This window comes from Roseibium sp. RKSG952 (assembly GCF_009711355.1).
Window position 1 is genome coordinate 42192 of sequence record NZ_SMMF01000957.1, and the last position, 24818, is coordinate 67009.

A 24818-nucleotide genomic window follows, 5' to 3' on the forward strand; every position below is an offset into this window, starting at 1 on the left:
ACCAACAAGGGAGAAACAAATGAAAAAGCTGCTATTGGCCGCTGCGGCATCTGCCCTGTGCGCAACAGGCGCACTGGCTGAGGTCAAGGTCGGGATGATCACCACTCTGTCCGGTGGTGGTGCGGGTCTTGGAATTGATGTCCGCGATGGTTTCATGCTGGCAATTGCACAGTCCGGCCGTGACGACATTGAGGTCGTGATCGAAGATGATCAGCGCAAACCGGATATTGCGGTTCAGCTTTCGGATAAAATGATCCAGTCCGAGCGTGTTGATGTGATGACAGGGATCATCTGGTCCAACCTTGCTATGGCGGTTGTCCCAGCGGCGGTGAACCAGAATGTGTTCTACCTGTCGCCCAATGCCGGGCCTTCCCCGCTTGCAGGCAAAGGCTGCCACCAGAACTATTTCAACGTTGCGTGGCAGAACGACAACCTGCACGAGGCCGCAGGGGCTTATGCCAATGAAGCGGGCTATGAAAAGACCTTCATCATGGCGCCAAACTATCCGGCGGGCACTGATGCCCTGACCGGCTACAAGCGGTACTTCAAGGGTGATCTGGCCGGTGAAGTCTATACCAAGCTTGGTCAGACGGACTATGCCGCCGAGATCGCGCAGATCCGGGCAAGTGATGCGGACAGCGTGTTCTTCTTCCTGCCCGGCGGCATGGGGATTTCCTTCCTCAAGCAATATGCCGACAGCGGTATTGACCTTCCAGTTGTTGGTCCTGCGTTCAGCTTTGACCAGGGCATCCTTCAGGCCGTCGGGGACGCAGCACTTGGTGTTGTGAATACGTCGCAATGGAACAAGGACATCGACAACCCAACCAATGCGGCTTTCGTCGAAAGTTTCCAGGCCGAGTACGGTCGCCTGCCATCGCTTTATGCGAGCCAGGGGTTTGACACTGCGAACCTGTTGCTATCGGCGCTTGAGAAAGCTGACCCGTCGGATGCAGATGCATTCCGCGAAGCGCTGCGGGCCGCTGACTTCGACAGCACACGCGGGGATTTCGCCTTTGGCCCGAACCATCACCCGGTGCAGACGATCTATGCACGCGAAGTGATCAAGGAAGGCGACGTCTTTACGAACAAGATCATCGGTGCAGCGCTGGAAGGTCATTCTGACGCCTACGCGGCCGACTGCAAAATGTGATCGATCCCTGCCTGCCTTCTGACTGAGGGCGGGCAGATACCCGGAGTTTCCATGTCTTCGATCCTGATTATTGAGCAGATCCTCAACGGACTGCAATTCGGCGTTATGCTCTTTTTAATGGCTGCCGGCCTGACACTGATCTTTGGGGTCATGGGTCTGATCAATCTTGCCCACGGCTCGTTGTATATGGTCGGGGCGTTCGCTGCGGCGGCTGCGGCAGGTGTAACGGGCTCGTTCTTTCTGGGTTTGATCGCTGCTCTTGCGGCTGCTGCTCTGGCCGGTGCAATCATCGAAATGGTTGTCATACGGCGGCTCTATGATGCCGCGCATCTGGATCAGGTTCTGGCTACTTTTGCTCTGATCCTGATTTTTTCAGAGGGTACACGCTGGATTTTCGGATCCTTTCCACTGTTCCTGAACATTCCAGAGGCGCTGTCCGGTCCCGTGACTTTGCCCGGTGGGATCGAATATCCCCTGTACCGTCTGACTCTGATCCTGATCGGGATGGCTGTGGCGGGGGGGCTTTGGCTGCTCATCGAACGTACACGGATCGGGATTCAAATTCGTGCCGGTGAAAATGACCGAGAAATGATCGCGGCATTGGGTGTCGATATCTCAAAGCTCTACACGCTTGTATTCGCGCTTGGGGCCGCTCTGGCTGGTCTGGCCGGAGCCTTGGTGGGTGCAATTCAATCGGTTCAGGTCGGTATGGGTGAGCCTGTGCTTATCCTTGCCTTCGTCGTCATTGTGATCGGGGGCATCGGGTCGATCCGGGGGGCATTCATCGGGGCGCTTCTGGTGGGTCTAACCGATACATTGGGCGGCGTGTTTCTGCCCGAACTGTTCAAATTGTTCATGGATACAGGCGCTGCACAGAAAAGCGGCTCGGCCATCGCATCCATGGGAATTTACATCCTGATGGGACTGGTTTTGATCTGGCGTCCCACCGGCTTGTTCGGAGCACGTGCATGACGCTTGATGAACGCTATATCAACGGTCTCGTGCTGATCGGGTTGCTTGCGTTGCCACTTTGGGCGTTGGCAACGGATGAACCTTTCACGATCACGCTGGTAACCCGTGCAGTCATTCTTGCATTGGCAGCGGTCGGTCTGAACCTCATTCTGGGCATAGGCGGGATGGTTAGCTTTGGCCATGCCGTTTTCTTCGGCATTGGCGGTTACGCGATGGGTATCCTTGCCTATCACGCACAGACCTATACTGCGCTCGACCTCGGGTTCTTTGAGACAGATGGCACCAATTCAATGCCGGTTATCTGGCTTGTTGCAATGATAATGTCAGCGATCGTGGCGTTCTTCATTGGCCTTTTGTCTCTGCGAACATCCGGTGTCTATTTCATCATGATCACACTCGCCTTTGGCCAGATGTTCTTCTACTTCGCAATCTCGTGGGCCCAGTACGGTGGCGAGGATGGGCTTTCGATTTATGTTCGAAATGGTTTCCCGGGCCTGAACACGCTGGTTCCAATTCAGTTCTTCGGCATATGTTTCGCCCTGCTGTGCATCGTGCTCTTTCTCTTTTCACGACTTCAGTCATCGCCCTTTGGTCTGGCACTGAACGCAGCGCGTCAAACCAATGCACGGGTCGAGACTGTTGGCTTAAACCCCATGCATCTCAAACTGCTGGCATTTGTCATCTCAGGTGCCATCACGGGGCTTGCGGGTGCGCTGTTTGCTGATCTGAACCGCTTTGTTTCACCTACAATGTTCAGCTGGCAATTGTCGGGCGAACTGATCGTTTTGATTATTATCGGCGGAGTAGGGCGTCTGATGGGACCAGTGATTGGTGCCTGTGTATTCGTCGCGCTAGAGCATTTTCTGGGTGAACTCACAGAATTCTGGCATGTCTATCTGGGCATTATTCTGTTGTGCATTGTCCTGTTCGGACGCGGCGGGTTGATTGGTCTTCTGACCGGTAAGGAGGGGGCGCATGTCTGAACCGATCCTTGCAACTCATGGTCTGAACAAAAGCTTTGGCGCGCTCAAGGCAACTAACGACGTTTCCATTGATCTAATGCCCCGCGAAATTCACGCGATCATCGGGCCCAACGGAGCAGGAAAATCCACACTGATCAAGCAGATCTGCGGTGGGCTAAGGCCGGATTCAGGGCGAGTGGTACTGTGTGGGCAGGACGTGTCCGGCAAAACCACCCAAGTCAGAGCGCGCGCTGGATTGGGGCGAACTTTCCAGATTTCCGACCTGTGCATGGAAGATACAGTGCTGGAAAATGCGGTCCTGGGCGCGATGGGTGCCCAAGGGGTCGCCTGGAGATTCTGGCGCAGCGCCTTGAAGACCGATGCACTTCTGGAAAGAGCTGAAGCCGCATTGGACCGCGTCGGTTTAGCGGAAGAACGCAACACGCGCTGTGCCAACTTAAGCCATGGCCAACGTCGGCAATTGGAGGTGGCTGTCGCGCTGACACTGTCGCCAAGGGCTTTCATCATGGATGAACCGATGGCGGGGCTTGGGGCAGAAGGTTCCAAGCGGCTGACCGGTTTTCTGGATGGATTGCGCGAAGAAGCACCAATCCTGCTGGTGGAACATGATATGGACGCGGTCTTTGCCCTGGCGGATCGGATCAGCGTCTTGGTCTATGGCAAGGTCATCGCCACAGGAACTGCTGATGAAATCCGCAGCAGTCAAGAAGTGCGCGAAGCCTATCTGGGGGACGAGGCATGAGCTTTCTTACCGTCCAGAACCTTACCGCCACTTACGGTGTCAGCCAGGCATTGTTCGGAGTGGATCTGACAATGGCCGAGGGTGAAGTGACGGCCCTGATGGGGCGAAATGGAATGGGCAAATCGACAACCGTAAAGGCGATCTGTCAGATGATCAGGTCCGAAGGGACACTTACCCTGGATGGGCTAAATCTGCATGATCTTCCCAGCCACAAAGTTGCTCGCAAGGGTGTGGGTCTTGTGCCGGAGGGACGTCGCTGTTTTGCCGATCTTACCGTGCGGGAAAATCTTGTCGCTGCAGCTCGGCCCGGGGATTGGAACATGGCCAAGGTGGCTGAGTTGTTTCCACGGCTTGGTGAACGGGAAGGTCAACGCGCGGTATCTTTGTCGGGCGGAGAGCAACAGATGCTTGCAATTGGCCGCGCGCTTATGACCAACCCACGCCTGCTGATCCTTGATGAGGCAACCGAAGGCCTTGCGCCGATCATCCGGCAAGAGATTTGGGCGGCCTTGCGCCGTCTGAAACAGGAAACCAGCGTTGCTATTCTGTTGATCGACAAATCTCTGAAGGAACTGGCAGCCGTATCAGACAAAGCAGTGATACTGGAACGCGGTAAGACGGTTTGGGCAGGTGCCATGGCGGATCTGACGCCTGAAATATCCGAGAGATTTGTGGGTGTCTGATGGGGTTTGAACCCCATCAGAAAGCGCTATCCAACCCTTCGATTAAGAGCAGGACTCACCAATCGAGTTGTTACCTCAGCTGGTAACCCAGATTGAAAACCAGTTTGCGCACGCCGCGGAAACGGTAGTCATCTGAACCGGTGGCTCATCATTCATGTACTTCGTGCAATGTAATGGAAGGCACGAGACCTAGCCCGCTGCTTTTTTAAACGCCAGATCCAACCCCTCAGCCACATGATCCACATCCTCTAAGGACAGACAAAGCGGGGGCACCATACGCAGACAAGACTGAAAGGGTCCCGATTTTGACAGGATGATCCCCTGATCACGACAAGCCTCAAAAACCTCTGTTGTCGTTTCCTTGTCGGGTGTTTTGTCGCCGCGGTCACTGACCATTTCGATCGCAAGCATCAGACCTTTGCCGCGCACATCTCCGATGGCCTTATGTTTGTCTTTGAGATCGTGCAACCGCTCCAGCAAGGCAGCCCCCACTTTACGGGCGCTATCCTGCAGACCCTCATCTCGCATTACCGATAGCACAGCACGGGCTGCAGCAGCTGAGGTTGGGTTAGCACCATATGTGTGGAACATGAATTTTTCCGCCATAGGGGCGGCAACGTGTTTTTTGGCTACTACGGCACCGATGGGAAAGCCGTTGCCCAGACCTTTGGCCATCACCACAATGTCCGGTACAATGCCATCCGCCTCAAAACCCCAGAAGTTGTCTCCAGTACGACCAAATCCGGACTGAACTTCATCGGCGATGTAAAGTCCTCCTGCTGCGCGCACTCGCTCAGCAGCGCCGGACATATACCCCTTAGGCATTTCGATGATACCACCATAGCCCTGTACGCTTTCAACGAACATCCCGGCAATCTGGCCCGAGGTTGCCGAGGCTATCGTCCGGTCGATTTCATCCAGATAGGGCTGCGTGCCGGGACCGAAGATTCCGCGATACTGGTTGGGTTCCGGGACGAAGGCCACGTTGCCTGGCATTCCCGGATGGCGCCAGCCCGCAATGCCTGTGATGGACTGCGCCGCCGCCGTCGGGCCATGATAGGCGGTTCGCAAAGCAAGCAGATCCAGATTGCCTGTGTAAGTGCGCGCCATGGTCATCGCCAGATCAACCGCTTCGGACCCGGAGTTGGTCAGATGCACTACCCACTCATGGTCTTTCGGCATCGTGGCGGCCAGTTCCTCGGCGAGATGCGCGGGAGTAGGATGGTAGAACATCGTGGTGCAATGGGTCAGATCCTGAGCCTGTTCCATTGCGGCGGAAACAACGCGTGGGTGTGAATGACCTACAGAGATGCAGACGTTCATACCAAGTAGGTCGGTGTATTTGCGACCGTCCGTGTCCCACAGATATTGACCTTGGCCCTTGCGAAATACGATGGGTTCACGAAATGGGGTGAACCGGGTCAATGACGCCGCATAGTATTGATCGCGCCGCGCGGCGGTCGCGTCAAAATCCCATTCTGTGTGCAAAGCATGATCGGTCATGAAAGGCCTCCGGTCTTCAGGCGAGTGTTATTCGGGTCAAAAGGTGGTTCAGGCAGGATGGTCGCGGCACAGTGCTTACCAAGGATCGAAACAGTCAGCCCAGTGCGGGCAGATGGGTTCCGCAGATATCCCAGCGCCAACACCTTTCCGGTTCGGTGGCCATAGGCGCCTGATGTGACGATGCCTACAGGGCTGTCATCCTGCCAAATTGTGTGGGCATAGAACGGATCAACATCGTTTGCCTCAATCTCGAGCAGGACCATTTCCCAGGGGTTTTCACGGGAAAGGCTATCTCTTAGATCCGGTCTTACAAAAGGCTTAAGCCCGGCTTCCAGAGGGCTGCGTTCAGTCGTGAGATCGCTACCCCAGCCACGATAACCCTTTTCCAACCGCATGGAATTGGCGGCATAAGCGCCATAAAAACCCCGACCGAACGGAAGTGCAGCCTGTTCCAGCCAGTTAAACAGCTGTACCGCTTTGTTGGCAGGTACATGTAGTTCCCAGCCAGCTTCACCGATATACGAAACACGCAGGGCGCGAACCGGGATATCCGCAATCGTGGTCTCGAGAACGGTCAACCAGGGCATATCGATTAGGTCGGGCAATACCTGTACCGCCTTCGGACCCATGACACCGATTACAGCGTAGTCTGCTGTGACATTTGAAACCTGAACTTCAAGATCTTTGGCGCAGGCGCAAATGAGATCGAAGTCGATCTCTTCGGCGGCGGCAGCGGAGGTCATGTAGGCATGTTGAGACCCAAGTCTGCTTACAGTGAATTCTGACAACACCCCACCCGCCGGAGTAAGCGCATGGGTCAGGCCAATACGGCCAGGTTTTGGAGCACGATTAGCTCCAAGTCTTTCCAGAAACTCAACGACTTCAGGCCCGGTTACTTCGAACTTCGAAAAGACCGAAAGGTCTGCGATGGCGACATGGTTTGAGGCGGCATCAACTTCAGCAGCGACAGGCTCAAACCAGTTCGAGCGCCTGAAAGTCTCATCTGCGGTAATGCCGGGGGTATCCGCGAACCAGTTGGGCCGTTCCCACCCATGGGCGGCACCCATTACCGCGCCACGTTCGATCATCACTTCATGCAAAGGCGACAGCCGCAATCCGCGACCGGCGGGCCGTTCCTCGTTCGGGTAGTGCACGCCAAACTGCAGACCGAAACACTCGATCGCCTTCGCGACGCGGTATTCACGATCAGCCCATGATCCAAAGCGGCGACTGTCCACCGCCAGCGCATCCATCGGCGGGGCGCCATGGGTCATCCAATGGGCGAGGAACCAGCCAGCACCTCCACCCTCCATGACACCCATGGAAGAACCGGTCAGTAACCATGCATTCTGCAATCCATGGGCAGGACCGATCAACGGATTGGCATCGGGTGTGAAGGTAATCGGGCCGTTGATGACGGATTTTACGCCCCCGGTTTCGAGCGCCGGGATACGTTCCATGGCAGCCAGGATAATGTGTTCTACCCGGTCCAGATCGGGCGGCATAAGATCCGCCCCGAATTCCGGCGGCACACCATCAACCGACCATACCTGTGCCTGTTTCTCGTAAGGACCAAGGATCAGGCCATCGCGTTCCTGCCTGACATACCAGCTTTCTTCCGGATCGCGGATGATTGGGAGTTCGGGCAAGCCTGCAGAGATCCGATCACTGACTGCCTGCACCGTATCTGTCACCAGATACTGATGCAGCACCGGAACCGAGGGGATGTTCAGCCCCATCATTTGCCCAATTTCCCAGCCCCAGGTGCCGGCCGCGTTGACGACATGATTGGCGTGAACTGGGCCTTTGGGAGTCTCGACTCTCCAGACCTCCGCTTCACGACGAATATCTGTCACGGGACAGTTGCGCCAGATCGCAGCGCCACCGCGACGGGCAACCTCGGCCATTGCGTTTGTTGCCAGCGACGGATCGACGTGGCCATCATCGGGTTCGTAGATACCACCCAGCAATCCATCGAGCCTTGCTAGCGGGAACAACTCAGCGATATGTTCGGGGGTCAGTATCTCAAGTGGATATCCAGTGAACTCTGACAGCCCCGCCACATGGCGAAATTCGTCCATACGGTCCGGATTGCGCGTGATCCGCATCGCGCCAGACCTGTGAAATCCGCAATCCCTGCCTGTCTCTGAAGGCAGGATATCACGATAGAGCCTGACCGAGGTGGCGCGCAGTTCCTGAATCGTCGGGTTATGCGCAAAATGTGTACAAAGTCCTGCGGCATGCCAAGTTGATCCGTGGGTCAGGTCGTTTTTTTCGACCAGCAACACATCCGACCAGCCAGCCTTCACCAGATGATACATCAGCGAGACACCCATCGCCCCGCCGCCGATAATCACTACCTGCGCTTTGGTCATGCGCGCATCCTTTCACCTTTGGGGTCAAACGGAGCCCGGATAAGGGGGATTGCCGGATAGTCGCGGCCAGCAACTCGGACGCTGAAATTGCGCGCACATGTCTCGGCCAGAGATTTACCCGGCGCAGTCTGAACCATTGCAAAGCACAGGTTCAGACCAGTACGGGGTCCGCGCGCAGCCGAGGTTGTCAGCCCGACATGTCGCCCTGCTTCGTACACAGGTTCGTCATGCAGCATCAATGCATCACCCTCGACCTGCATCAGAACCAGGCGCTTATGAAGGCCATCCTCGCGTTGCGCCTGTAGAGCTGATTTGCCAATAGAGTCTTTGTTCCAATCGATCGTGAAACCCAGCCCGGCCTCCAGTGGGGTTACTTCTGGCCCCAACTCGTGGCCCCAATGCCTGAACCCTTTTTCGAGGCGGCAACCGTCAAGCGTAAAATGCCCCAATGGATGGCCTCCAGCCCCTTTGAGAGCATTAAAAAGAGTTGGTGCCTCGGCGTTTGCAACCGTCAACTCCCAACCCAACTCACCCACAAAGCTCACCCGGGTGGCGCGGCATTCGACATCAGCAAGGTAGGCCTTGCGGGAATGGCCGAAAGGCGTTTCCGGCAAACTCCCCAGTCCTTCCAACAAGTCGCGACTGCCCGCCCCCATGACACCGATGGTGCAGAATTGCTCAGTGACATCGGCAATGTGGGTGCCGTTCGGCAGGTTGCGGCGTAAATAGGCAAGGTCGCGAGCCCGGGTTGCTGCACCTGAGGTAAGATGGAAGGCTTCCGCTCCGATCCGAGTGATCGTTACATCCATCTCTATCCCACCGCGCGCATTCAGCAACTGAGTATAGACTGAGCGACCGAGCTCCACATCCAGCTGCGCCGTACTCAACCGGTTTAATCCCACGAGTGCTTCAGCACCGGTAATGTCGAGCTTGGTGAATGGACTCAGATCAATCAAAGCTGTTCCTTCAGCCATGACTGTCGCTTCGGCCCGAGCTATGGGCCACCAACCCTGCGCGCCAACCGAATACGGTTGCGGATCGCCGTACCACAAACCACGTTCCCAGCCCGCTGTAGCACCAAACATGGCGCCAGCCTTTGCCCAGTTGTCATGCAGTGCGGTCTTGCGTAGTCCCCGCCCGGCCGTTGGTTGTTTATAAGGCCAATGCAGCGCGAACAGATCAGAAACAGCCTCTTTCATGCGTGCTTCCATATGGGAAGGGGTTGCCGTTTTAGGGTCAATCCTGGCCACATCTACCTCCCGCATGTCCATCGACGGATGTCCATCGATGATCCAGTCCGCCAAAGCACGACCGATGCCAGCGGAACTCATCACACCGACCGAGTTCATTCCGGCAGCAACATAAAGCCCATCTACGGATGTTTCCCCAACCAGCGGGCGCGTGTCGGCAGTAAAGCTCTCGGGGCCGTTCATGAAATGCTTGATACCGGCGCTCTCCAAATCCGGACAAAGATCCAGCGCGGCTTCGAGGAACGGGGAAAACTGATCCCAATCGTCAGCAAGTTCAAGAAAGGCACGGTCGCCTTCGGGTCCGTAGGCATCCCAGCACTTTGCATTGGGTTCGAATCCACCGATTACCAGTTTGCCCGCGTCTCCCTTGATGTAGATGCCGCGATCAAGATCCCGGATGACTGGGAACGGGTTGGGTAGATCCGGTATGGGCTCAGTAACCACATACATGTGCTCAACAGCCTGTAGGGGAAGGGCGACGCCTGCGGTTGCGGCGAGTTCACGAGACCACGCACCGGTGGCGAGAACAACATGATCCGCCGCCAGTTGCGATCCGTCGGACAATTCCACACCGCTGGTCCTATCTTTTTCGACCAGCAATCGCTTGACCTGAACACCTTCGCGTATTTTCAGACCCCGATCCCGGGCCGCGCGGGCATAGGCCATACAGAGATCGACCGGGTTTACGTTCGCATCTTCCGGGACGTATAGCGCCCCGGCGTGATCCTTGAGGTCGAGCATTGGCAATGGAATGTCCGAGGCGTTGACCACACGGGGCCAAAGGCCCTGAGTGATTCCCAGATCTGCAATCCTGTGCAACTCGTCCAGTCGCGCTTCTTCACGGGCCAACCAGTATCCGCCGGTTCGTTTGTAACCTGTAGAAAGGCCTGTCTCTGCCTCCAGTTCGGGAAAGACGTCCAGCGCTGCCATAGCCAGTTTCGTCATATTCGGGGTGGCGCGCAGCGGCCCGACAATCCCAGCCGCATGCCACGATGTGCCTGATGTCAGCTGGTTCCGCTCCAGCAGAGTGACGTCAGACGCGCAACGTTTGGTCAGGTGATAACCAAGGCTCAATCCGATGGCCCCGCCGCCGATGATCAGTATGCGGCTCATGCAATACTCCGTTGACCGCTGCAGCGTCTTGTTCCAGATTTTGCCTTATGAAAATTCACGCTCTCTGGTGTCATCCGCGATCGGTCTCTACGGCCTTCGAACGCATTATGCGTGAACGAGGCGATCTGGCCGTGCTGCATGAGCCATTCATGTACCATCACTATCTGACCACCACGGACAGGTTGTTTCCTGACTTTGCGCCTGAACCGGGGCATCCAACCACCTATGCCGACATTCGTGAGATGATCTGCGAAAAGGCGCAAGCCAGCCCGGTGTTCTTCAAAGATATGGCGTATTATGTCGCTGAAACGTTGCCGAAGGATCGGGACTTTGCCGGACAGATGAGCCACGCATTTCTGCTGCGTGATCCGACCGAAGCGGCGTTGTCCTATGCCCGACGCGATCCGGCGTTCACACGGACCGAACTGGGGCATGAGGCGCAGCATCGCATGTATCACGCGCTGGTATCTTTGGGGCATGATCCGCTGGTCCTGACGGCCGATCAATTGCGAGACGACCCAGAGAAAACCCTGCGCCGCTATTGGGCGCATATCGGATTGGATTTCGCCAGCCACGCTTTTGCCTGGGATGATCGGGTACCTGCAGGATGGGAGGCCGTCAAAGGCTGGCATCGCGAAGTTTTGCAAAGTGGCGCGATACGAAAACCAACGCAAACGAATGCCGCAGACCAGCTTGCCGTGCTTGGCGAGCCCTACGTTGGAATCTCGGCCCATCATGAGCCGTTTTATGCAGAGATGCGGGAGATCGCAGAAATGCAGGCCCATCAGTAGTAATCCTGATCAGGTTTTTCCGATTTCCGCTGCGCGACATAGTCTTTCAGCGCGGCATCTATATCCGGATCAAGACCAGGATCTTCGTAATTCTGGAGCTGTTCCTTCCAGATTGCGTTGGCGCGTTTGGCTGCGTCTTTCGATCCGTCAGCTTGCCATTGCTCAAAAGAACTGTCGTCAGGTGTCCAGGGTCGGAACAGGGCCGTCATGAAATTGGCCTGCGTGTGCTCTGATCCAAGAAAGTGCTGCCCCGGTCCCGTGGCTGCGATTGCTTCCATGGCCTGTGCATTTTCGCTCAGGTCAATCCCGTCAAAGAAACGTGCTACCTTACCGCAAAGATCGTGATCGATGATCGTTTTTTCGAAGGACGTGACCAATCCTCCTTCCAACCAGCCAGTGGCATGATTGATCAGGTTTGCCCCTGCGAACATCGACATCATCAAACCCCAGGCTGCCTCTTGCTGGCTTTGTGCGTCTGGTACTTTTGATGAACTGAGCGTGCCGACAGTGTGCAATGGCACGCCCAGTCTGCGGGCCAGCTGCCCGGCGGCCAATACCATTAATCCAGCCTCGGGCGTGCCAAATGTGGGCGCACCTGATTTCATCGACATCGTTGATGCGAAGCTACCCATCAGGCAGGGCGCGCCCGGCGCGACAAGCTGAACCAGCGTCATGGCCGCCATGGTTTCAGCAAGCACTTGCGCGAGGGTCCCCGCTACTGTTGCGGGTGACATCGCCCCGGTCAGAACCCATGGCGTGCAAGCGACGGGCTGTCCCGCTCGCGCATAGGTCTTTAACGCTCCGGACATATGGCTATCCATCACCAGCGGAGCGTTTGTATTTGAAACGCAATACAGAACCGGGTTTTCAGCTACAAAATCCGCCCCGAACAAAATGCGTGCCATATCAATCGCATGGCCCGCGCGTTCGGCTCCGATAAACGCTCCCATGAATGCCCGGTCAGAGTATCGGATATGGGCATACAGCATATCCAGGTGTCGTTTGTTGGCCGGCAGGTCGACCGGCTCACAAACAACCCCGCCAGAATGGTGAAGCCAGGGCAGGTTGTGATGGAGTTTCACCAGATTGGTGAAATCCTCGTAGGAGGCGTAGCGCCGCCCCCGATCCAGATCATGGACGAAAGGCGGCCCCCAAGACGGACACAAGACAGTTGCGTCTCCGCCAAGTTGCACATTGTTCGCTGGATTCCGCGCATGCTGAACAAATTCGGACGGAGCAGTGGTTGTGATCTTGTTGCGGCAGAACCCCGGGGCAAAACGCACCCTTGTCCCTGAAACATCGCACCCCGCGTCGGCAAAAATTTTCAGGATCCCTGGATCATCCTGAAACTCCATCCCGGTTTCTGCCAGAATGCGATCGGCATTGGCTTCAATCTGCTCCAATCCCGCTTCGCTCAGAACATTGAACGTCGAGAGTTTTCGCACGACAAACGGTGTGCGAGGCTCGGCTGCGGGGGCTCGTTTCACATCTCGGCGCTTATGTCTTCGCTGACGTTCCATGTGCGTAACGTCGCAGCCGGATTGACAGTTTCCAATCATATTCGCACAGTATTAGGTATTCTTATACTAATGATGATCTCATGCCCGACCGTCGAACTCTATCACCTGGCCTGATCCGCTCTCTCGAAGTCTTTATTGCCGTGGCTGAAACCGGGCAGATGCGTTCTGGCGCACGGTTGTTGGGCCTGTCCCAACCCGCAGCTTCGCAACATATAGCCGCTTTGGAAAAGGCCTTTGCCACCCAGCTGATTGATCGCAGTGTCCGGCCAGCACGATTGACCCACGCCGGAATGCGGCTGCACAACCGGGCCCAGAAAATTTTGCATGCCCTTTCCGATATGGAATCTGAACTACGCCACATTGGGGAAGGCTCTATCAATCTGTTACGCGTGGGTATTCAAGCTTCGATCGCCACTACCTTGACGCCGTCGCTGGTAACGCTGGCCCAACAGGAGTTTGGGGTCGAGGACATCACCTTGCACGCAGGACAGAGTGGCAATCACGAACATCTTCTTCGCACAAAACAGGCCGATCTTGCGATCACCTCGAACCCGTTCCTCGATATGGACGGGCTGGAGCGGCATCACATACTGAAAGAAGACTACTTACTGGTTCTACCCGCTGACTATGACGGCCCAACCAGCAGCCTTGAGGCGATCCAAAGAAAGCTACCTTTGGTTCGGTTTGGAGATACGACAAACGCGGGCCGCCAGATTGCCCAACATCTTCGCAGGCTGCGGTTTGAACCGGATAGAGTCATTCAGGCCGATCGCTCGAGCATGGTGACCTCCTGCGTTGCTGCAGGGCAGGGATTCAGCCTTTTGACGCCAACCCTGTTGATTGACGGGATGGTCGAGAACATGCAGCTTCGCCTGCTTGAGTTGCCGGTCGTTGGTCTTTCGCGCACGCTGACTGTCGTCGCCCGAAAGGGGGAACTGCAGAACTTACCGAAAGCAATCGCCGCGTTGTCCAAACAAAAGCTTACACATCATATTGCAGAATATGTCGGGAAGATCGGATCCCAGAGTGTAGATCGTTCTTAACTGGTGCATCGGTCTCGCCATGGAGTATCGGATATTGATCCAAACTATGCACGCAAAGAAGGGCGAGGCGCATTGTCAGCACCTCGCCCCCTTTGTTGTCTGATGATTTAATACTAGCAGAACTCCAATTGATCCGCTGCGTGTTTCTTCAGGATATCAGGTGGTGCAAAGCGGTCGCCGTATTTAGAGGACAGTTCTTCACATCGGGCCACGAACCGGTCCAGCCCGTAGGTGTTGACGAATTGGATGTATCCCCCGGTATGAACAGGGGCGCCGATGCCCAAGATCGAACCAACATTGCCGTCCGCGACTGAACGCAGCACGCCTTCCTCCAGACAGCGCAGGGTTTCCAGGATAGCCCGGAACATGATGCGGTCCTGAATGTCCTGATCGGGCAGGTCTGACCCCTCTTTGCGCCACGCTGCTAAGCCAGGCCAGATTTCCTTGCCAGCCGCAGTATAATCATAGAACCCCTTGCCAGCTGCTCGGCCGGGTCTGTCATGCTCAGCAACCAGTTCACGGACCAATTTGCGGGCCTCAGGCGTCACCTCTTCTGTCGGATCCTGAAGGCCCATCTGTACTTGCGTGTTGTAAATGTCATCTACAAGCTTCAACTGTACCTCATCCAGCAAAGAGAGCATTCCGGTTGGCATACCCGTCAGGCGCGACAGGTTGTCGACGCGCAATGGATCCTGTCCCTCCGCCACCAGTTGTGCGGCCTCAAGCATCTTTGTGCCAATGGTACGCGAGGTGTAGAACCCGGTCTTGTCGCCTACGATAATCGGCGTCTTTTTGATTTGGCGTGCGAAATCAAAGGCCCGCGCCAGGGTTTCGTCCGACGTCATGTCGCCTGCGATGATCTCAAGCAACGGCATCTTGTCGACAGGCGAAAAAAAGTGCAGCCCAACAAAGTTTTCCGGCTTACCCGCCTCTCCCGCCAAACGCGTGATAGGTAACGTCGAGGTGTTTGATCCCCAGAAACCGCCGTCGGCCAGCAGTTCCTCGTGTTCGGCCAATACTGCATTCTTGATATCGATCTTTTCGAAAACCGCTTCGATGATCAGATCGCATCCTTTGACTTCTTCGGCCTTGTCGGTCGGCGTGATCAGCGCGAGCATCGCATCCCGCTTCTCCGCCGTCATGCGCCCTTTATCGACGCGCTTGTTTAACAGCATTTCGGTGTAGGCTTTGCCACGTTCCGCAGCCTCAAGCGTCATATCCTTAAGTACAACCGGAATACCTGCCATCGCCGCCGAATAGGTGATGCCCTGTCCCATCATACCAGCACCCAGAATGCCGAGGCGTTCCACTTTTGAGCGTGGGACATCCTGCGGGCGTGACGCTCCGCCATTAACCTTGTTCATGCCAAAGAACAGTGTCTCAATCATGTTCTTGGTCGGAGCCAGCGGTGTTAGCGAAGCAAAGCGGCGGCTTTCGTAGCGTTGAGCTGTATCGAAATCGACACGACCCGCGGCCTCGGTCATTATGTCCAGAATGCGCGTTGGCGCGGGCATCAATCCTTTGGTTTTTTTGAACAACATAGCCGCAGCGCCTGCGATGCGCGGTGCATTCTTGGGTGATGCCGACGGGCCGCCGGGGATTTTGTAGCCCTTTGTGTCCCAGGGCTGTGTCACTGCTGCTTCGTCTCCCTGAACCGACAGGATGTACTCCTTTGCGCGGTCCAGCAGCTGATCCGGGGTGACGACCTCATGGATCAGTCCCGCAGCCAACGCCTTTTGTGGATTCACCTGACGACCTTCCAGTAGGAAAGGCATCGCGGCTTCAAGGCCCAACAGCCAAGTCAGACGAACCGTGCCACCACCACCGGGCAGCAGGCCCAGCGTGACCTCAGGCAGACCGATCTTGGTTTTAGGGTTCTTCGCAGCGATGCGATAATTGCAAGCCAGGCAGATTTCATAGCCACCGCCAAGCGCCGCACCATTGATTGCAGCGACGACAGGGACCGGCAATTTCTCCAGCCGGCGCATGACAGCTTTGGTGCCTTCCACGTTCTCAAACAGGGCTTCGACCCCATCCGGAGTGATGGATTTCAGCATGTTTAGATCGCCACCGGCAAAGAACGTTTCCTTAGCCGACGTCCAGATGACACCTTTCAGATCGTCCTCGGCTTCGATCTTATCCACGGCTTCGCGGAATTGCGGCAGAAAGGCGTCGTTCATCGCATTTACGGGACCGTCCATGTCCATGGTGACAGTCACGATGTCATTGGCGTCTTTTTTATATGCAAATGCCATTGATTTGATCCTTCCTTACACGCGTTCGATCAGGGTCGAGATACCCATGCCACCACCAATGCACAGCGACAGCATTGCGCGTTTGGCGTCACGTCGCTCCAGCTCATCCAACATGGTTGAGACCAGCATCGCGCCAGTTGCTCCCAGAGGGTGGCCCATGGCGATTGCGCCACCGTTCACATTGGTGATCTCGTGATCGATACCCAGATCTTTCATGTAACGCATGGCGACCGAAGCGAAGGCTTCGTTAATCTCCCAGAGGTCGATATCGTTTACGTTCAGTCCGGCCTTATCCAGACATTTTTTCGCAGCCGGACCCGGACCCGCCAGCATGATGACCGGGTCTGTAGACACCATTGTGGCCTGCACGATGCGCCCGCGCGGCTCCAATCCCAGATCCTTGCCTGCCTGTTCCGACCCGATCAGAACCGAAGCGGATCCGTCCACGATGCCCGAAGAGTTGCCGGGTGTATGAACGTGGTTGATGCGCGCTACTTCGGGGTATTTCGACAGGGCCATGTCGTCATAGCCATAACTTCCCATGGCCGCGAAGGACGGGTTCAGGGCGCCCAGCTTCTGCATGTCGGTGTCGGGTTTGATGAAATCGTCCCGCTCCAGGATAGTCAGGCCACTTTCGTCGCGAACCGGAACCACAGATTTGTCGAACCAGCCACTGTCACGTGCGTGGGCAGCGCGGCGCTGGCTTTCTACTGCAAAGGCGTCAACGTCCTCTCGGCTGTAGCCGTCGATGGTAGCGATCAGATCGGCACCGATGCCCTGCGGCACGGCACGTTGATCCATGATCATATCGGGGTCAAGATACATCGCACCGCCGGATGACCCCATGGGTACGCGGCTCATGGATTCGATGCCGCCAGCGACCATCAGGTCCTCTTGTCCGGCGATGATCTTAGCGGCTGCCGTGTTCACTGCCTCAAGCCCGGACCCACAGAAGCGGTCCAACTGTACGCCCGACACAGATTCGTCCCAATGTGCAGCTTGCACTGCGCCTTTGGCGATATCGCTGCCCTGATCACCCACGGGTGAGACACACCCCAGCACCACATCACCAACGCGACTGGTATCCAGATCGTGACGGCTCTGCAATTCGCGCAACAGACCCGCGGCAAGTTGAACGGGTTTGACCTCATGCAGTGTTCCGCTGGCCTTGCCACGCGAACGCGGCGTGCGGATGGCATCGTAGATATAGGCGGCGTGCGCCATCAGGGACCTCCAAACTCTATTCAGCGCGCAGCGTGACAGCGAGATGGGCAGGCAACAATGATCTGGTGATACAAAAAAATAGACATTATCTTACATGAATGGCGGTTCTCATTCCGGCGATTTTTGCTGTTAATCTACTTCAGGGTGTGACGCGGCGCGGGGGCGATCCCGCGGCTATTCTAAGACATGCCGGATTGGATACTGCGGCGCGTCCAATATCTCATCCAAACTTCGTCAAACTGGTCCGCACAGTCACGCTGACACTCGATGATGAACTAGGGGGGTTGCAGGAACGGCCGCAGCGCATTGGAAGCACAGCCATACTTGCAGCTCACGCAAGTCACGCCGAGACCCTGGGTGATGCTTATCGTCGAACAGTTCAATTCATGGATATTATAGACAATTCATTCCGCTACACGTTTCGCGAAGAGGGTGAGAGTGCCATATTCGAGATGGTGCGCATACCCGGGCGAGTGGTGCTCAACGAGCTTGCGGTTGAAATGATCATGGTACTGGTCAATCGAATGCTCAGTTGGCTGGCGGGCAATAAAGGCGCCGTCAACCGGGCCTGGTTCGACTATCCCAGCCCGCCCCATGCGCCGATCTATCGGGCGATGTTCATGCAGGCGCCGGTACGGTTCGAGCAATCCAGCAGCGGTCTGGCAATCCCGCGAAACCTGATGAAATTGCCGCTTGTACGCACGGAAGAACAGGCCATGGCATATGCCCGGCGTACGCCTCTGGACGCTTTTTTACCGGTGGACGGCACCACAGGCCTGGCACTTGAGGCCGCACTAACCATTGATGCAATTCTGACCCGTGAAGGCAGACTTGCGGATATGGACGAGGTCGGTCGCAACCTGAACATGCCCAGCCACAGGTTGCGTCGGAGTCTTAAGCTTGAAGGCGTGGATTATTCGGACCTGCGTAAGCAGGTCCGGCGCGATCTGGCTGTGCGTTTGCTGACAACAACGGATCTGTCCATCGAGGATATTGCGGCGCGCGCCGGGTTTAGTGAGGCCAGCTCTTTTATTCGTGCCTTCAGGGGATGGACTGGTCTGACACCGCGCGCTTATCGCGTCTCAGACCTATGAACTTGCTGCTATTGGCCCATCAGGCCCATCTGTCGCACCGCCAGATCGCGCATGATCTCTTCCGAACCGCCGCCTATTGCCATGATCTTGATCTCGCGCCAGACACGCTCGACCGGGTTGCCCAGCATGTAGGCCGCGCCACCAAAAACCTGCATCGCCTCGGAGGCGACAAATTCCAGCGACTTTGTTGCCTGTACCTTGGCCTTGGCAAGTTCGGCAACGGGCATCAAGCCTTGCTCAATCGCCCAACAGATGCGCTCGATATATGCCTCGTTCATATCGATCCGGGCTGACATTTCCGCAAATTTGTGGCCGATTACCTGGTGCTCAATCAGCCGTTTTCCAAAGGTCTCGCGTTCGCGCGCCCATGCAAGCGCACTATCGTAACACAGTTTCATCATGCCCAGTGAAGCAGATGTCAGCCCCAACCGTTCAAAATTGAAATTATTCATGATCGCGATAAAGCCTTTATTTTCAGGCCCCAAAAGCGCGTCCGCATCAAGTTCGCAATCGTCGAAATGCAATGTCGCCTGCTGCGAACTATGCCAACCCATTTTGCCACCCAGCGGGGTGCGGCTGAAGCCCGGCGCATCGAAAGGAACAAGAAACAAGGAAATCCCGGCTAGTCCCGGACCCCCGGTGCGGGCGCCAATCACAAACCATTCGGCATCCATCCCACCGGTGATGTAGGTTTTTTCGCCGTTCAGGATCCATTTTCCACTTTTAAGCTCGGCCCGTGTCTTAATGTTGGCCACATCTGATCCTGCACCTGGCTCTGTTATGCCTAGAGCAGACATCATTCGTCCGCCGATAATCTCCGGCAGGACCGTTTTCTTGAACTCTTCAGATGCGAACTGTGCAATCGGGCTGATTGAGATCGTACGACCACCTACTGCCGCGCCGATACCTGACGCGCCACATCCAAACAGAATTTCGCTGTAGTCATGACGCATGAACGCATTGTCGAAACCCAAGCCGCCATATTCTTCATCGATTCCAAAACCAAAGACGCCAAACTCCGCGATTGCAGCATGCAACTCCCAAGGAACTCCGCGATCCGCTTCCCATTGTTCTATGTGAGGTTTGATTTCTGCATCAACAAAACGCCCGAAATCGCGCCGAAAAGCCTCGCGCTCGGGCGTCATGAAGGGGGATGGCATTGTCATTCTACTTCCTCAATCTTGGCGTTGTTCGGGGAAACAACGCGAAGCTGGCTTTCCATCATTCGTGCAAACCGTCCCATCATCTTCGTCAGGTATTCCGGTGATGAAACGAATTTTTCGTGCAACAAAAGACCGCGTAAGAAATTCCGGGAAATGCTCCACAACAATTCGGTGTCGTCTCGGTCACCTGAAACGCTGGCGTACTGGCTGGCGATGAGGTTCAGATTGGATTTGTCCCAGTCCCTCAGGCTCTGTTCGAGCAGCTCGAACAGGTCCGCATCAGTCCGGCATGCAACCAGAATCTCGACGATCGCACGACCGCCCGAAGAGTTTACGATGTTGCTCCAGGAGGACATGATCAGATCATAGACAGGCGGGGGAGTGCTGCCCTGCTTCCAGATCGGGCTCTGTGCATTGTCCAGCAGCCGCATTGCAGTCGCGGCAACAAGTGCTTGCTTGGTCGGGAAGTGATGCGTGATGGCCCCGCGCGAGATGTCCGCCTTGGCCTGAACCTTGGCGAAAGTTGTCTCGGCATAGCCAAGTTGATCCAGACAAGCGACCGTAGCGTTGCAGATTCTAGCCTGCATATCCCGAGATCGTTGATCCTGAGCCTTGGGCTTTTTGGATGTTGTTTCCGTCATGTTCCGTGGCGTCGTGTTGGCAGATCACTGTTGACCGATGTAATCGACAAATCATAAAAACAGAACAGTCGGTCTGTAAAGTACGGAGTCACCGACAGGCGGGAGAGACGTTACGTGAAGCATTCTCTGCAGATCGGAGGAGCGAGCGGGTTTTGGGGTGATGCGCCCCACGCCACACGGCAGTTGTTGCGCGATCCGGATCTGGACTTTCTAGTCTATGACTACCTGGCAGAAATCACCATGTCGATCATGGCGCGCGCTCGCCTGAAGGATTCGGAAAAGGGATATGCTGTGGACTTTGTTTCCGAGGTCATGACCCAAAACCTGAGCCGGATCGACGAACTGGGCGTGAAAGTTCTTTCGAACGCGGGTGGCGTCAACCCTATGGCCTGTGCCAACGCCTTGCGCGCTGAAATTGCTGAGCTTGGGCTGAACCTGAAGGTAGCGGTTGTCGAAGGTGATGATTTGCTGCCGCGTGCGGCGGAGTTTGCGGATCGTACCGAGATGTTCTCCGGGACTCCGATGCCCGCAGCCGAAAAGATCGCGTCCATCAACGCCTATATCGGTGCCGGCCCGATAGTGGCCGCGTTGAAAGCTGGGGCGGATATCGTCGTTACAGGGCGATGTGTTGACAGTGCCCTGACGCTGGCGGCCTGTATGCATCACTTTGGGTGGGGGCAGGGTGATCATGATCTGCTGGCAGCAGGATCATTGGCGGGACACCTGCTGGAATGCGGCCCTCAGGCCACAGGTGGAAACTTCACCGATTGGAAACTGGCCGGCGATATCGCGCAGATCGGATATCCGGTTGCCGAGATCAGCGCAGATGGTTCGATGGTCCTGACCAAGCCCGAGGGCACCACCGGATGCGTAACACCGGCATCTGTTTGCGAGCAGATGTTGTATGAGATCGGTGATCCGCGCGGGTATATACTGCCGGATGTGGTTTGCGATTTCTCAGAAGTCAGGATGGAACAGGCGGGGCCTGACCGGGTGGGGGTGACGGGTGCCAGAGGGTGCGCACCAACTGGACAACTCAAAGTGTCGGCAACTTGGGTTGATGGCTATCGTGTTGGGATGACTTTCCTGATCAACGGGCGCGAGGCTCGCCAAAAGGCCGAAGTGTTCGCGCAGGCCGGACTTGATCGTGCCCGCGCCATACTGAATCGCTTGGGCGCCCCTGACTACCGGGAAGTGTCATTCGAAGCATATGGCGGGCGGCCCGGCGACAGTGACTACGAAGAGATTTCATTCAAGGCGGCCGTAAAACACGATGATGCTCGCGCAGCGGGCCTGTTTTTGCGCGAAATGACTGGAGCAGCTCTGGCTGCTCCGCCGGGTCTACACATCTTTACTGGCGGAGGACGCCCCAAACCTTCGCCAGTCGTTGCCTTGTTTTCATTTTTAGTTCCCGCGATCACGCTTTCCTACCGTGTGACCCTGGAAGGGAAAAACATCCCCTATCAACAATCTGAAATCACTCCGAATGAACCAAAACCTATCAAAGGAGAAGTTCCTGAACCCGCAGAAGCGGACGTGATGGATTGGGTGTCTTGTCCGTTGGAGGAGTTGGCCTGGGCGCGTTCGGGGGACAAAGGTGACAAGGCCAATATCGGTGTCATCGCAAGACACGCAGCCTACATGCCTTATATCTGGTCTGCGCTGACAGAGGAAAAAGTGTCAGCCGTTTTCTCTGATTATCTGTCCGGCGAAGCTGAACGATTTTATCTGCCCGGCACACATTCCATGAACATTCTGCTGCACGAAGTTTTGGGTGGAGGCGGCATCGCGTCTCTGCGCAACGATGCACAAGGGAAAAGCTTCGCCCAGCTTCTGCTGGCCACACCGGTCAGAATTCCGGCGCGGCTGATCGCCAATTCCGAGCAAGGAGGTATCTGATGGGCTTTGTAAGCCAGGTCGTCCGCGACTCTGAAACCTATGCAAAGAACCGAGCCGACATGCTGGCTCTGATCGATGAGATGCGCGCGCTTGAGGCGCGGCCCGTGGCCTTGTCCGAGCAACGCCGCGAACGGATGGAAGCCCGTGGTCAGATCACCCCACGCGATCGCATTGCACATCTGTTGGATCCGGGGATGCCATTTTTGCAGTTGCACGGATTGGCGGGGTATTGCGTCGACAGCAACGATCCAGAGAAATCAGTGCCGGGCGCATCGCTCATTATCGGGATCGGTTTCATTTCCGGTGTCAGATGCATGATCATCGTCGACGACGCCGGAATCAAAGCTGGCGCGATGGTCGAGATGTCAGGCGTGGCATTCCTGAGCGCGCAAGACATGGCGCATAAACAGAACCTGCCATTTGTGCATCTGGTCGAAAGCGCCGGTGCGAACCTGATGGAGTACAAAGTCGAGTTCTGGGCTAACGGCGGAAAACTGTTCCGCAATCTGGCCCGTCATTCAGCTGCTGGCCTTCCCAATGTTGCTGTGTTGCACGGACCTTCGACCGCAGGCGGGGCTTATATGCCGGGGCTCGCCGATTATGTGGTGGGCGTAAAGCAGAACGGTATGGCGGCTCTGGCTGGTGCGGCGCTGGTTTATGCAGCTACCGGCGAGAAGGCCAATGATCGCGATCTGGGCGGGAGCGAGATGCACGCCACCACCTCAGGGCTTGTAGAGTATCTGGCTGAAGATGACGCGCACGGTGTCGAATTGGCGCGAGACGTGATGGCGCGGCTGGATTGGAACAAGTCTCTGCCTCTGAGGCGCAATAAAACGGTAGAGCCGCCCAAATACGACCCGGACGAGATCGCCGGTGTCGTCCCAACCGATTATCGCATTCCCTATGATGTTCGCGAAGTCGTGGCACGTATCGTGGACGGTTCGGATTTTGAAGACTTTAAACCGGACTACGGTCCGGCAACCGTCTGTTTGCAGGCTGCAATCAACGGTATCGCCGTAGGCATCCTCGGTAACAATGGCCCGCTGGACCCAGCCGGTGCGAACAAGGCCGCGCAGTTCATCCAGCTTTGTGGCCAGGCAGACATTCCGTTGATTTTCCTGAACAATATAACTGGCTTCATGGTTGGCACCCAATACGAGCAGGGTGGTATGATCAAACACGGGGCCAAGATGATCCAGGCCGTGACCTCGGTAGATGTGCCCAAAATCACACTGTACATCGGCGCAAGTTTTGGGGCGGGCAACTATGGGATGTGCGGATACGCTTATGATCCGGATTTCCTGTTCGCATGGCCAAACGCTTCCACCGGAGTGATGGGGGGTGAGCAGGCTGCCGGTACGATGGAGATGGTCGCTCGGGCAGGGTTCAAACGAAAAGGGATCGAGCCTGACGAAAACAAACTGGCGGCGCAGAAGGCAGCGATCACGGCACATTTCACCAAGCAGGAGAACGCGTTTTACACCTCAGGCCGCTGTATCGACCACGGTGTCATCGATCCACGCGATACGCGGCGCGTACTGGGTTTCTGTCTTGAAACCTGCCTTGAGGCGCGCGCGCGAAAAGTCAAACCCAGCACCTACGGCGTCCACAGGTTCTGATCATGCTGCCACAATCTCAACATCTCGAGCTGGAACAGGATGGCAGTTGGCTGACCGTCTGGTTCAACGAGCCTGAACGCCGGAACCCCCTGACAAATGCGCGGGTGGATGCCCTGCTCGACTTGTGCGCGGCGCTGCCAAACGCACCGATACAAGGCGTAACATTTCGCGGGCGCGGAGGAATTTTTTGTGCCGGCGGCGATCTGAAGTCCTTCAAATCCAGCTTTGACGGCTCGGCATCGCAAGATGACATAGTCCGCCTGAGTCTGCGGGCTGCCGATCTGTTCGACGCGGTGGCCGCTCTGCCACAGTTCAGTGTCATGGCTGTTGAAGGCGCTGCAATGGCTGGTGGACTCGGACTGACCTGCACCGGGGATATGATTGTCGCAAGCGAAGGCACACGGTTCAGCCTGTCCGAAACACGCATCGGACTGACCCCTGCGCAGATCGCACCATTTGTAGTGACCCGGCTGGGCATGCCCGCTGCGCGGCGACTAATGCTGACAGGCGCTACGGTTAATTTGCAAGAGGCTAAACGCCTGGGATTGGTGGATCGGGTTGTCGCCCCTGAGGAGATGGACAACGCGATTGAAGAAATTCAGGCAATGACCCGATCGACAGCGCCGCAAGCCATGGCCGCGATAAAACGGCAATTGATTGAGATGCCGTTTCAAACCCGGGAACAGCAGCGACAGATGGCAGCAAAGAGTTTCGCCGAACGATTGCTGTCGGACGAGGCGAAAGAAGGCATTTCGGCCTTTTTGGACAAACGCAAACCCAATTGGGCAGGGGGTTGAG

Annotated in this window: 19 protein-coding genes; 11 read left to right on the forward strand and 8 right to left on the reverse strand. The window is 56.3% G+C overall.

What is annotated here, in order from left to right; genetic code table 11:
• Window positions 1-19: 19 nt before the first annotated feature.
• Genes E1297_RS38515 through E1297_RS38535 form a run of 5 tightly spaced genes read left to right on the forward strand, consistent with a single transcriptional unit; the run spans window position 20 to window position 4530 of the window.
• A complete protein-coding gene (locus E1297_RS38515) occupies window positions 20-1150 on the forward strand; it encodes an ABC transporter substrate-binding protein (protein WP_155147650.1) in 1131 nt (376 codons plus the stop codon).
• 51 nt (window positions 1151-1201) lie between these two features.
• Window positions 1202-2122, forward strand: a complete 921-nt coding sequence (locus E1297_RS38520) for a branched-chain amino acid ABC transporter permease (protein ID WP_155147652.1) — start codon at window positions 1202-1204, stop codon at window positions 2120-2122.
• Entirely contained in the window at window positions 2119-3105 is a 987-nt protein-coding gene (locus E1297_RS38525) for a branched-chain amino acid ABC transporter permease (RefSeq protein ID WP_155147653.1), read from the forward strand. Before E1297_RS38520 ends, E1297_RS38525 begins: the two co-directional genes overlap by 4 nt.
• On the forward strand, window positions 3098-3847 hold the full coding sequence (locus E1297_RS38530; RefSeq protein WP_155147655.1) for an ABC transporter ATP-binding protein: 750 nt from the start codon (window positions 3098-3100) through the stop codon (window positions 3845-3847). Before E1297_RS38525 ends, E1297_RS38530 begins: the two co-directional genes overlap by 8 nt.
• Complete coding sequence (locus tag E1297_RS38535; RefSeq protein ID WP_155147657.1) at window positions 3844-4530, forward strand: ABC transporter ATP-binding protein; 687 nt, start codon at window positions 3844-3846, stop codon at window positions 4528-4530. The genes E1297_RS38530 and E1297_RS38535 overlap by 4 nt, the downstream gene beginning before the upstream one ends.
• 189 nt (window positions 4531-4719) lie before the next feature.
• On the opposite strand, the gene E1297_RS38540 is transcribed toward E1297_RS38535, so the two are convergent.
• The 3 genes from E1297_RS38540 to E1297_RS38550 are packed head-to-tail and all read right to left on the reverse strand — an operon-like array spanning window position 4720 to window position 10771.
• The gene (locus E1297_RS38540) at window positions 4720-6033 is read right to left on the reverse strand and encodes an aspartate aminotransferase family protein (protein WP_155147659.1); all 1314 of its coding nucleotides are present in this window, start codon (window positions 6031-6033) and stop codon (window positions 4720-4722) included.
• Window positions 6030-8408, reverse strand: coding sequence for an FAD-dependent oxidoreductase (locus tag E1297_RS38545; RefSeq protein ID WP_155147661.1), 2379 nt, complete (start codon window positions 8406-8408; stop codon window positions 6030-6032). Before E1297_RS38545 ends, E1297_RS38540 begins: the two co-directional genes overlap by 4 nt.
• The gene (locus E1297_RS38550; protein WP_155147663.1) at window positions 8405-10771 is read right to left on the reverse strand and encodes an FAD-dependent oxidoreductase; all 2367 of its coding nucleotides are present in this window, start codon (window positions 10769-10771) and stop codon (window positions 8405-8407) included. The genes E1297_RS38545 and E1297_RS38550 overlap by 4 nt, the downstream gene beginning before the upstream one ends.
• A 47-nt stretch (window positions 10772-10818) precedes the next feature.
• Here E1297_RS38550 and E1297_RS38555 point away from each other — a divergent pair, with 47 nt between their 5' ends.
• Window positions 10819-11562: a hypothetical protein gene (locus E1297_RS38555; RefSeq protein ID WP_196223499.1), complete on the forward strand. Its 744-nt coding sequence runs from the start codon at window positions 10819-10821 to the stop codon at window positions 11560-11562.
• Here E1297_RS38555 and E1297_RS38560 read toward each other — a convergent pair.
• Entirely contained in the window at window positions 11556-13121 is a 1566-nt protein-coding gene (locus tag E1297_RS38560) for a trimethylamine methyltransferase family protein (protein ID WP_209016259.1), read from the reverse strand. The two genes, E1297_RS38555 and E1297_RS38560, sit on opposite strands and share 7 nt — an antisense overlap.
• A gap of 41 nt (window positions 13122-13162) precedes the next feature.
• Here E1297_RS38560 and E1297_RS38565 point away from each other — a divergent pair, with 41 nt between their 5' ends.
• Complete coding sequence (locus tag E1297_RS38565; protein ID WP_155147669.1) at window positions 13163-14125, forward strand: LysR family transcriptional regulator; 963 nt, start codon at window positions 13163-13165, stop codon at window positions 14123-14125.
• A 113-nt stretch (window positions 14126-14238) separates the two neighbouring features.
• On the opposite strand, the gene E1297_RS38570 is transcribed toward E1297_RS38565, so the two are convergent.
• Together E1297_RS38570 and E1297_RS38575 are read right to left on the reverse strand one after the other, a co-directional pair.
• Window positions 14239-16380: a 3-hydroxyacyl-CoA dehydrogenase NAD-binding domain-containing protein gene (locus E1297_RS38570; protein ID WP_155147671.1), complete on the reverse strand. Its 2142-nt coding sequence runs from the start codon at window positions 16378-16380 to the stop codon at window positions 14239-14241.
• 15 nt (window positions 16381-16395) lie between these two features.
• Complete coding sequence (locus E1297_RS38575) at window positions 16396-17604, reverse strand: acetyl-CoA C-acetyltransferase (protein WP_155147673.1); 1209 nt, start codon at window positions 17602-17604, stop codon at window positions 16396-16398.
• A gap of 98 nt (window positions 17605-17702) precedes the next feature.
• Between E1297_RS38575 and E1297_RS38580 the strand changes: the two genes are divergently transcribed.
• Window positions 17703-18698 (forward strand): AraC family transcriptional regulator, encoded by a 996-nt coding sequence (locus E1297_RS38580; protein WP_155147675.1) that lies wholly within the window; start codon window positions 17703-17705, stop codon window positions 18696-18698.
• 8 nt (window positions 18699-18706) lie between these two features.
• Here the strand turns inward: E1297_RS38580 and E1297_RS38585 are convergent, their stop codons facing one another.
• On the reverse strand, window positions 18707-19864 hold the full coding sequence (locus tag E1297_RS38585; RefSeq protein ID WP_209016261.1) for an acyl-CoA dehydrogenase family protein: 1158 nt from the start codon (window positions 19862-19864) through the stop codon (window positions 18707-18709).
• Entirely contained in the window at window positions 19861-20502 is a 642-nt protein-coding gene (locus E1297_RS38590) for a TetR/AcrR family transcriptional regulator (RefSeq protein ID WP_155147677.1), read from the reverse strand. The genes E1297_RS38585 and E1297_RS38590 overlap by 4 nt, the downstream gene beginning before the upstream one ends.
• Before the next feature lie 114 nt (window positions 20503-20616).
• Here E1297_RS38590 and E1297_RS38595 point away from each other — a divergent pair, with 114 nt between their 5' ends.
• Genes E1297_RS38595 through E1297_RS38605 form a run of 3 tightly spaced genes read left to right on the forward strand, consistent with a single transcriptional unit; the run spans window position 20617 to window position 24817 of the window.
• The gene (locus E1297_RS38595) at window positions 20617-22401 is read left to right on the forward strand and encodes an acyclic terpene utilization AtuA family protein (RefSeq protein WP_209016262.1); all 1785 of its coding nucleotides are present in this window, start codon (window positions 20617-20619) and stop codon (window positions 22399-22401) included.
• Complete coding sequence (locus tag E1297_RS38600; RefSeq protein WP_155147678.1) at window positions 22401-24020, forward strand: acyl-CoA carboxylase subunit beta; 1620 nt, start codon at window positions 22401-22403, stop codon at window positions 24018-24020. Before E1297_RS38595 ends, E1297_RS38600 begins: the two co-directional genes overlap by 1 nt.
• 2 nt (window positions 24021-24022) lie before the next feature.
• A complete protein-coding gene (locus tag E1297_RS38605) occupies window positions 24023-24817 on the forward strand; it encodes an enoyl-CoA hydratase/isomerase family protein (protein WP_155147680.1) in 795 nt (264 codons plus the stop codon).
• The last annotated feature ends 1 nt before the right edge of the window (window position 24818 follow it).

Bases quoted from the DNA above. Each gene is read 5' to 3' on its own strand.
- E1297_RS38515 (WP_155147650.1), top strand. From the start codon at position 20: ATGAAAAAGCTGCTATTGGCCGCTGCGGCATCTGCCCTGTGCGCAACA.
- E1297_RS38520 (WP_155147652.1), top strand. From the start codon at position 1,202: ATGTCTTCGATCCTGATTATTGAGCAGATCCTCAACGGACTGCAATTC.
- E1297_RS38525 (WP_155147653.1), top strand. From the start codon at position 2,119: ATGACGCTTGATGAACGCTATATCAACGGTCTCGTGCTGATCGGGTTG.
- E1297_RS38530 (WP_155147655.1), top strand. From the start codon at position 3,098: ATGTCTGAACCGATCCTTGCAACTCATGGTCTGAACAAAAGCTTTGGC.
- E1297_RS38535 (WP_155147657.1), top strand. From the start codon at position 3,844: ATGAGCTTTCTTACCGTCCAGAACCTTACCGCCACTTACGGTGTCAGC.
- E1297_RS38540 (WP_155147659.1), bottom strand. From the start codon at position 6,033: ATGACCGATCATGCTTTGCACACAGAATGGGATTTTGACGCGACCGCC.
- E1297_RS38545 (WP_155147661.1), bottom strand. From the start codon at position 8,408: ATGACCAAAGCGCAGGTAGTGATTATCGGCGGCGGGGCGATGGGTGTC.
- E1297_RS38550 (WP_155147663.1), bottom strand. From the start codon at position 10,771: ATGAGCCGCATACTGATCATCGGCGGCGGGGCCATCGGATTGAGCCTT.
- E1297_RS38555 (WP_196223499.1), top strand. From the start codon at position 10,819: ATGAAAATTCACGCTCTCTGGTGTCATCCGCGATCGGTCTCTACGGCC.
- E1297_RS38560 (WP_209016259.1), bottom strand. From the start codon at position 13,121: ATGATTGGAAACTGTCAATCCGGCTGCGACGTTACGCACATGGAACGT.
- E1297_RS38565 (WP_155147669.1), top strand. From the start codon at position 13,163: ATGCCCGACCGTCGAACTCTATCACCTGGCCTGATCCGCTCTCTCGAA.
- E1297_RS38570 (WP_155147671.1), bottom strand. From the start codon at position 16,380: ATGGCATTTGCATATAAAAAAGACGCCAATGACATCGTGACTGTCACC.
- E1297_RS38575 (WP_155147673.1), bottom strand. From the start codon at position 17,604: ATGGCGCACGCCGCCTATATCTACGATGCCATCCGCACGCCGCGTTCG.
- E1297_RS38580 (WP_155147675.1), top strand. From the start codon at position 17,703: ATGGCGGTTCTCATTCCGGCGATTTTTGCTGTTAATCTACTTCAGGGT.
- E1297_RS38585 (WP_209016261.1), bottom strand. From the start codon at position 19,864: ATGACAATGCCATCCCCCTTCATGACGCCCGAGCGCGAGGCTTTTCGG.
- E1297_RS38590 (WP_155147677.1), bottom strand. From the start codon at position 20,502: ATGACGGAAACAACATCCAAAAAGCCCAAGGCTCAGGATCAACGATCT.
- E1297_RS38600 (WP_155147678.1), top strand. From the start codon at position 22,401: ATGGGCTTTGTAAGCCAGGTCGTCCGCGACTCTGAAACCTATGCAAAG.
- E1297_RS38605 (WP_155147680.1), top strand. From the start codon at position 24,023: ATGCTGCCACAATCTCAACATCTCGAGCTGGAACAGGATGGCAGTTGG.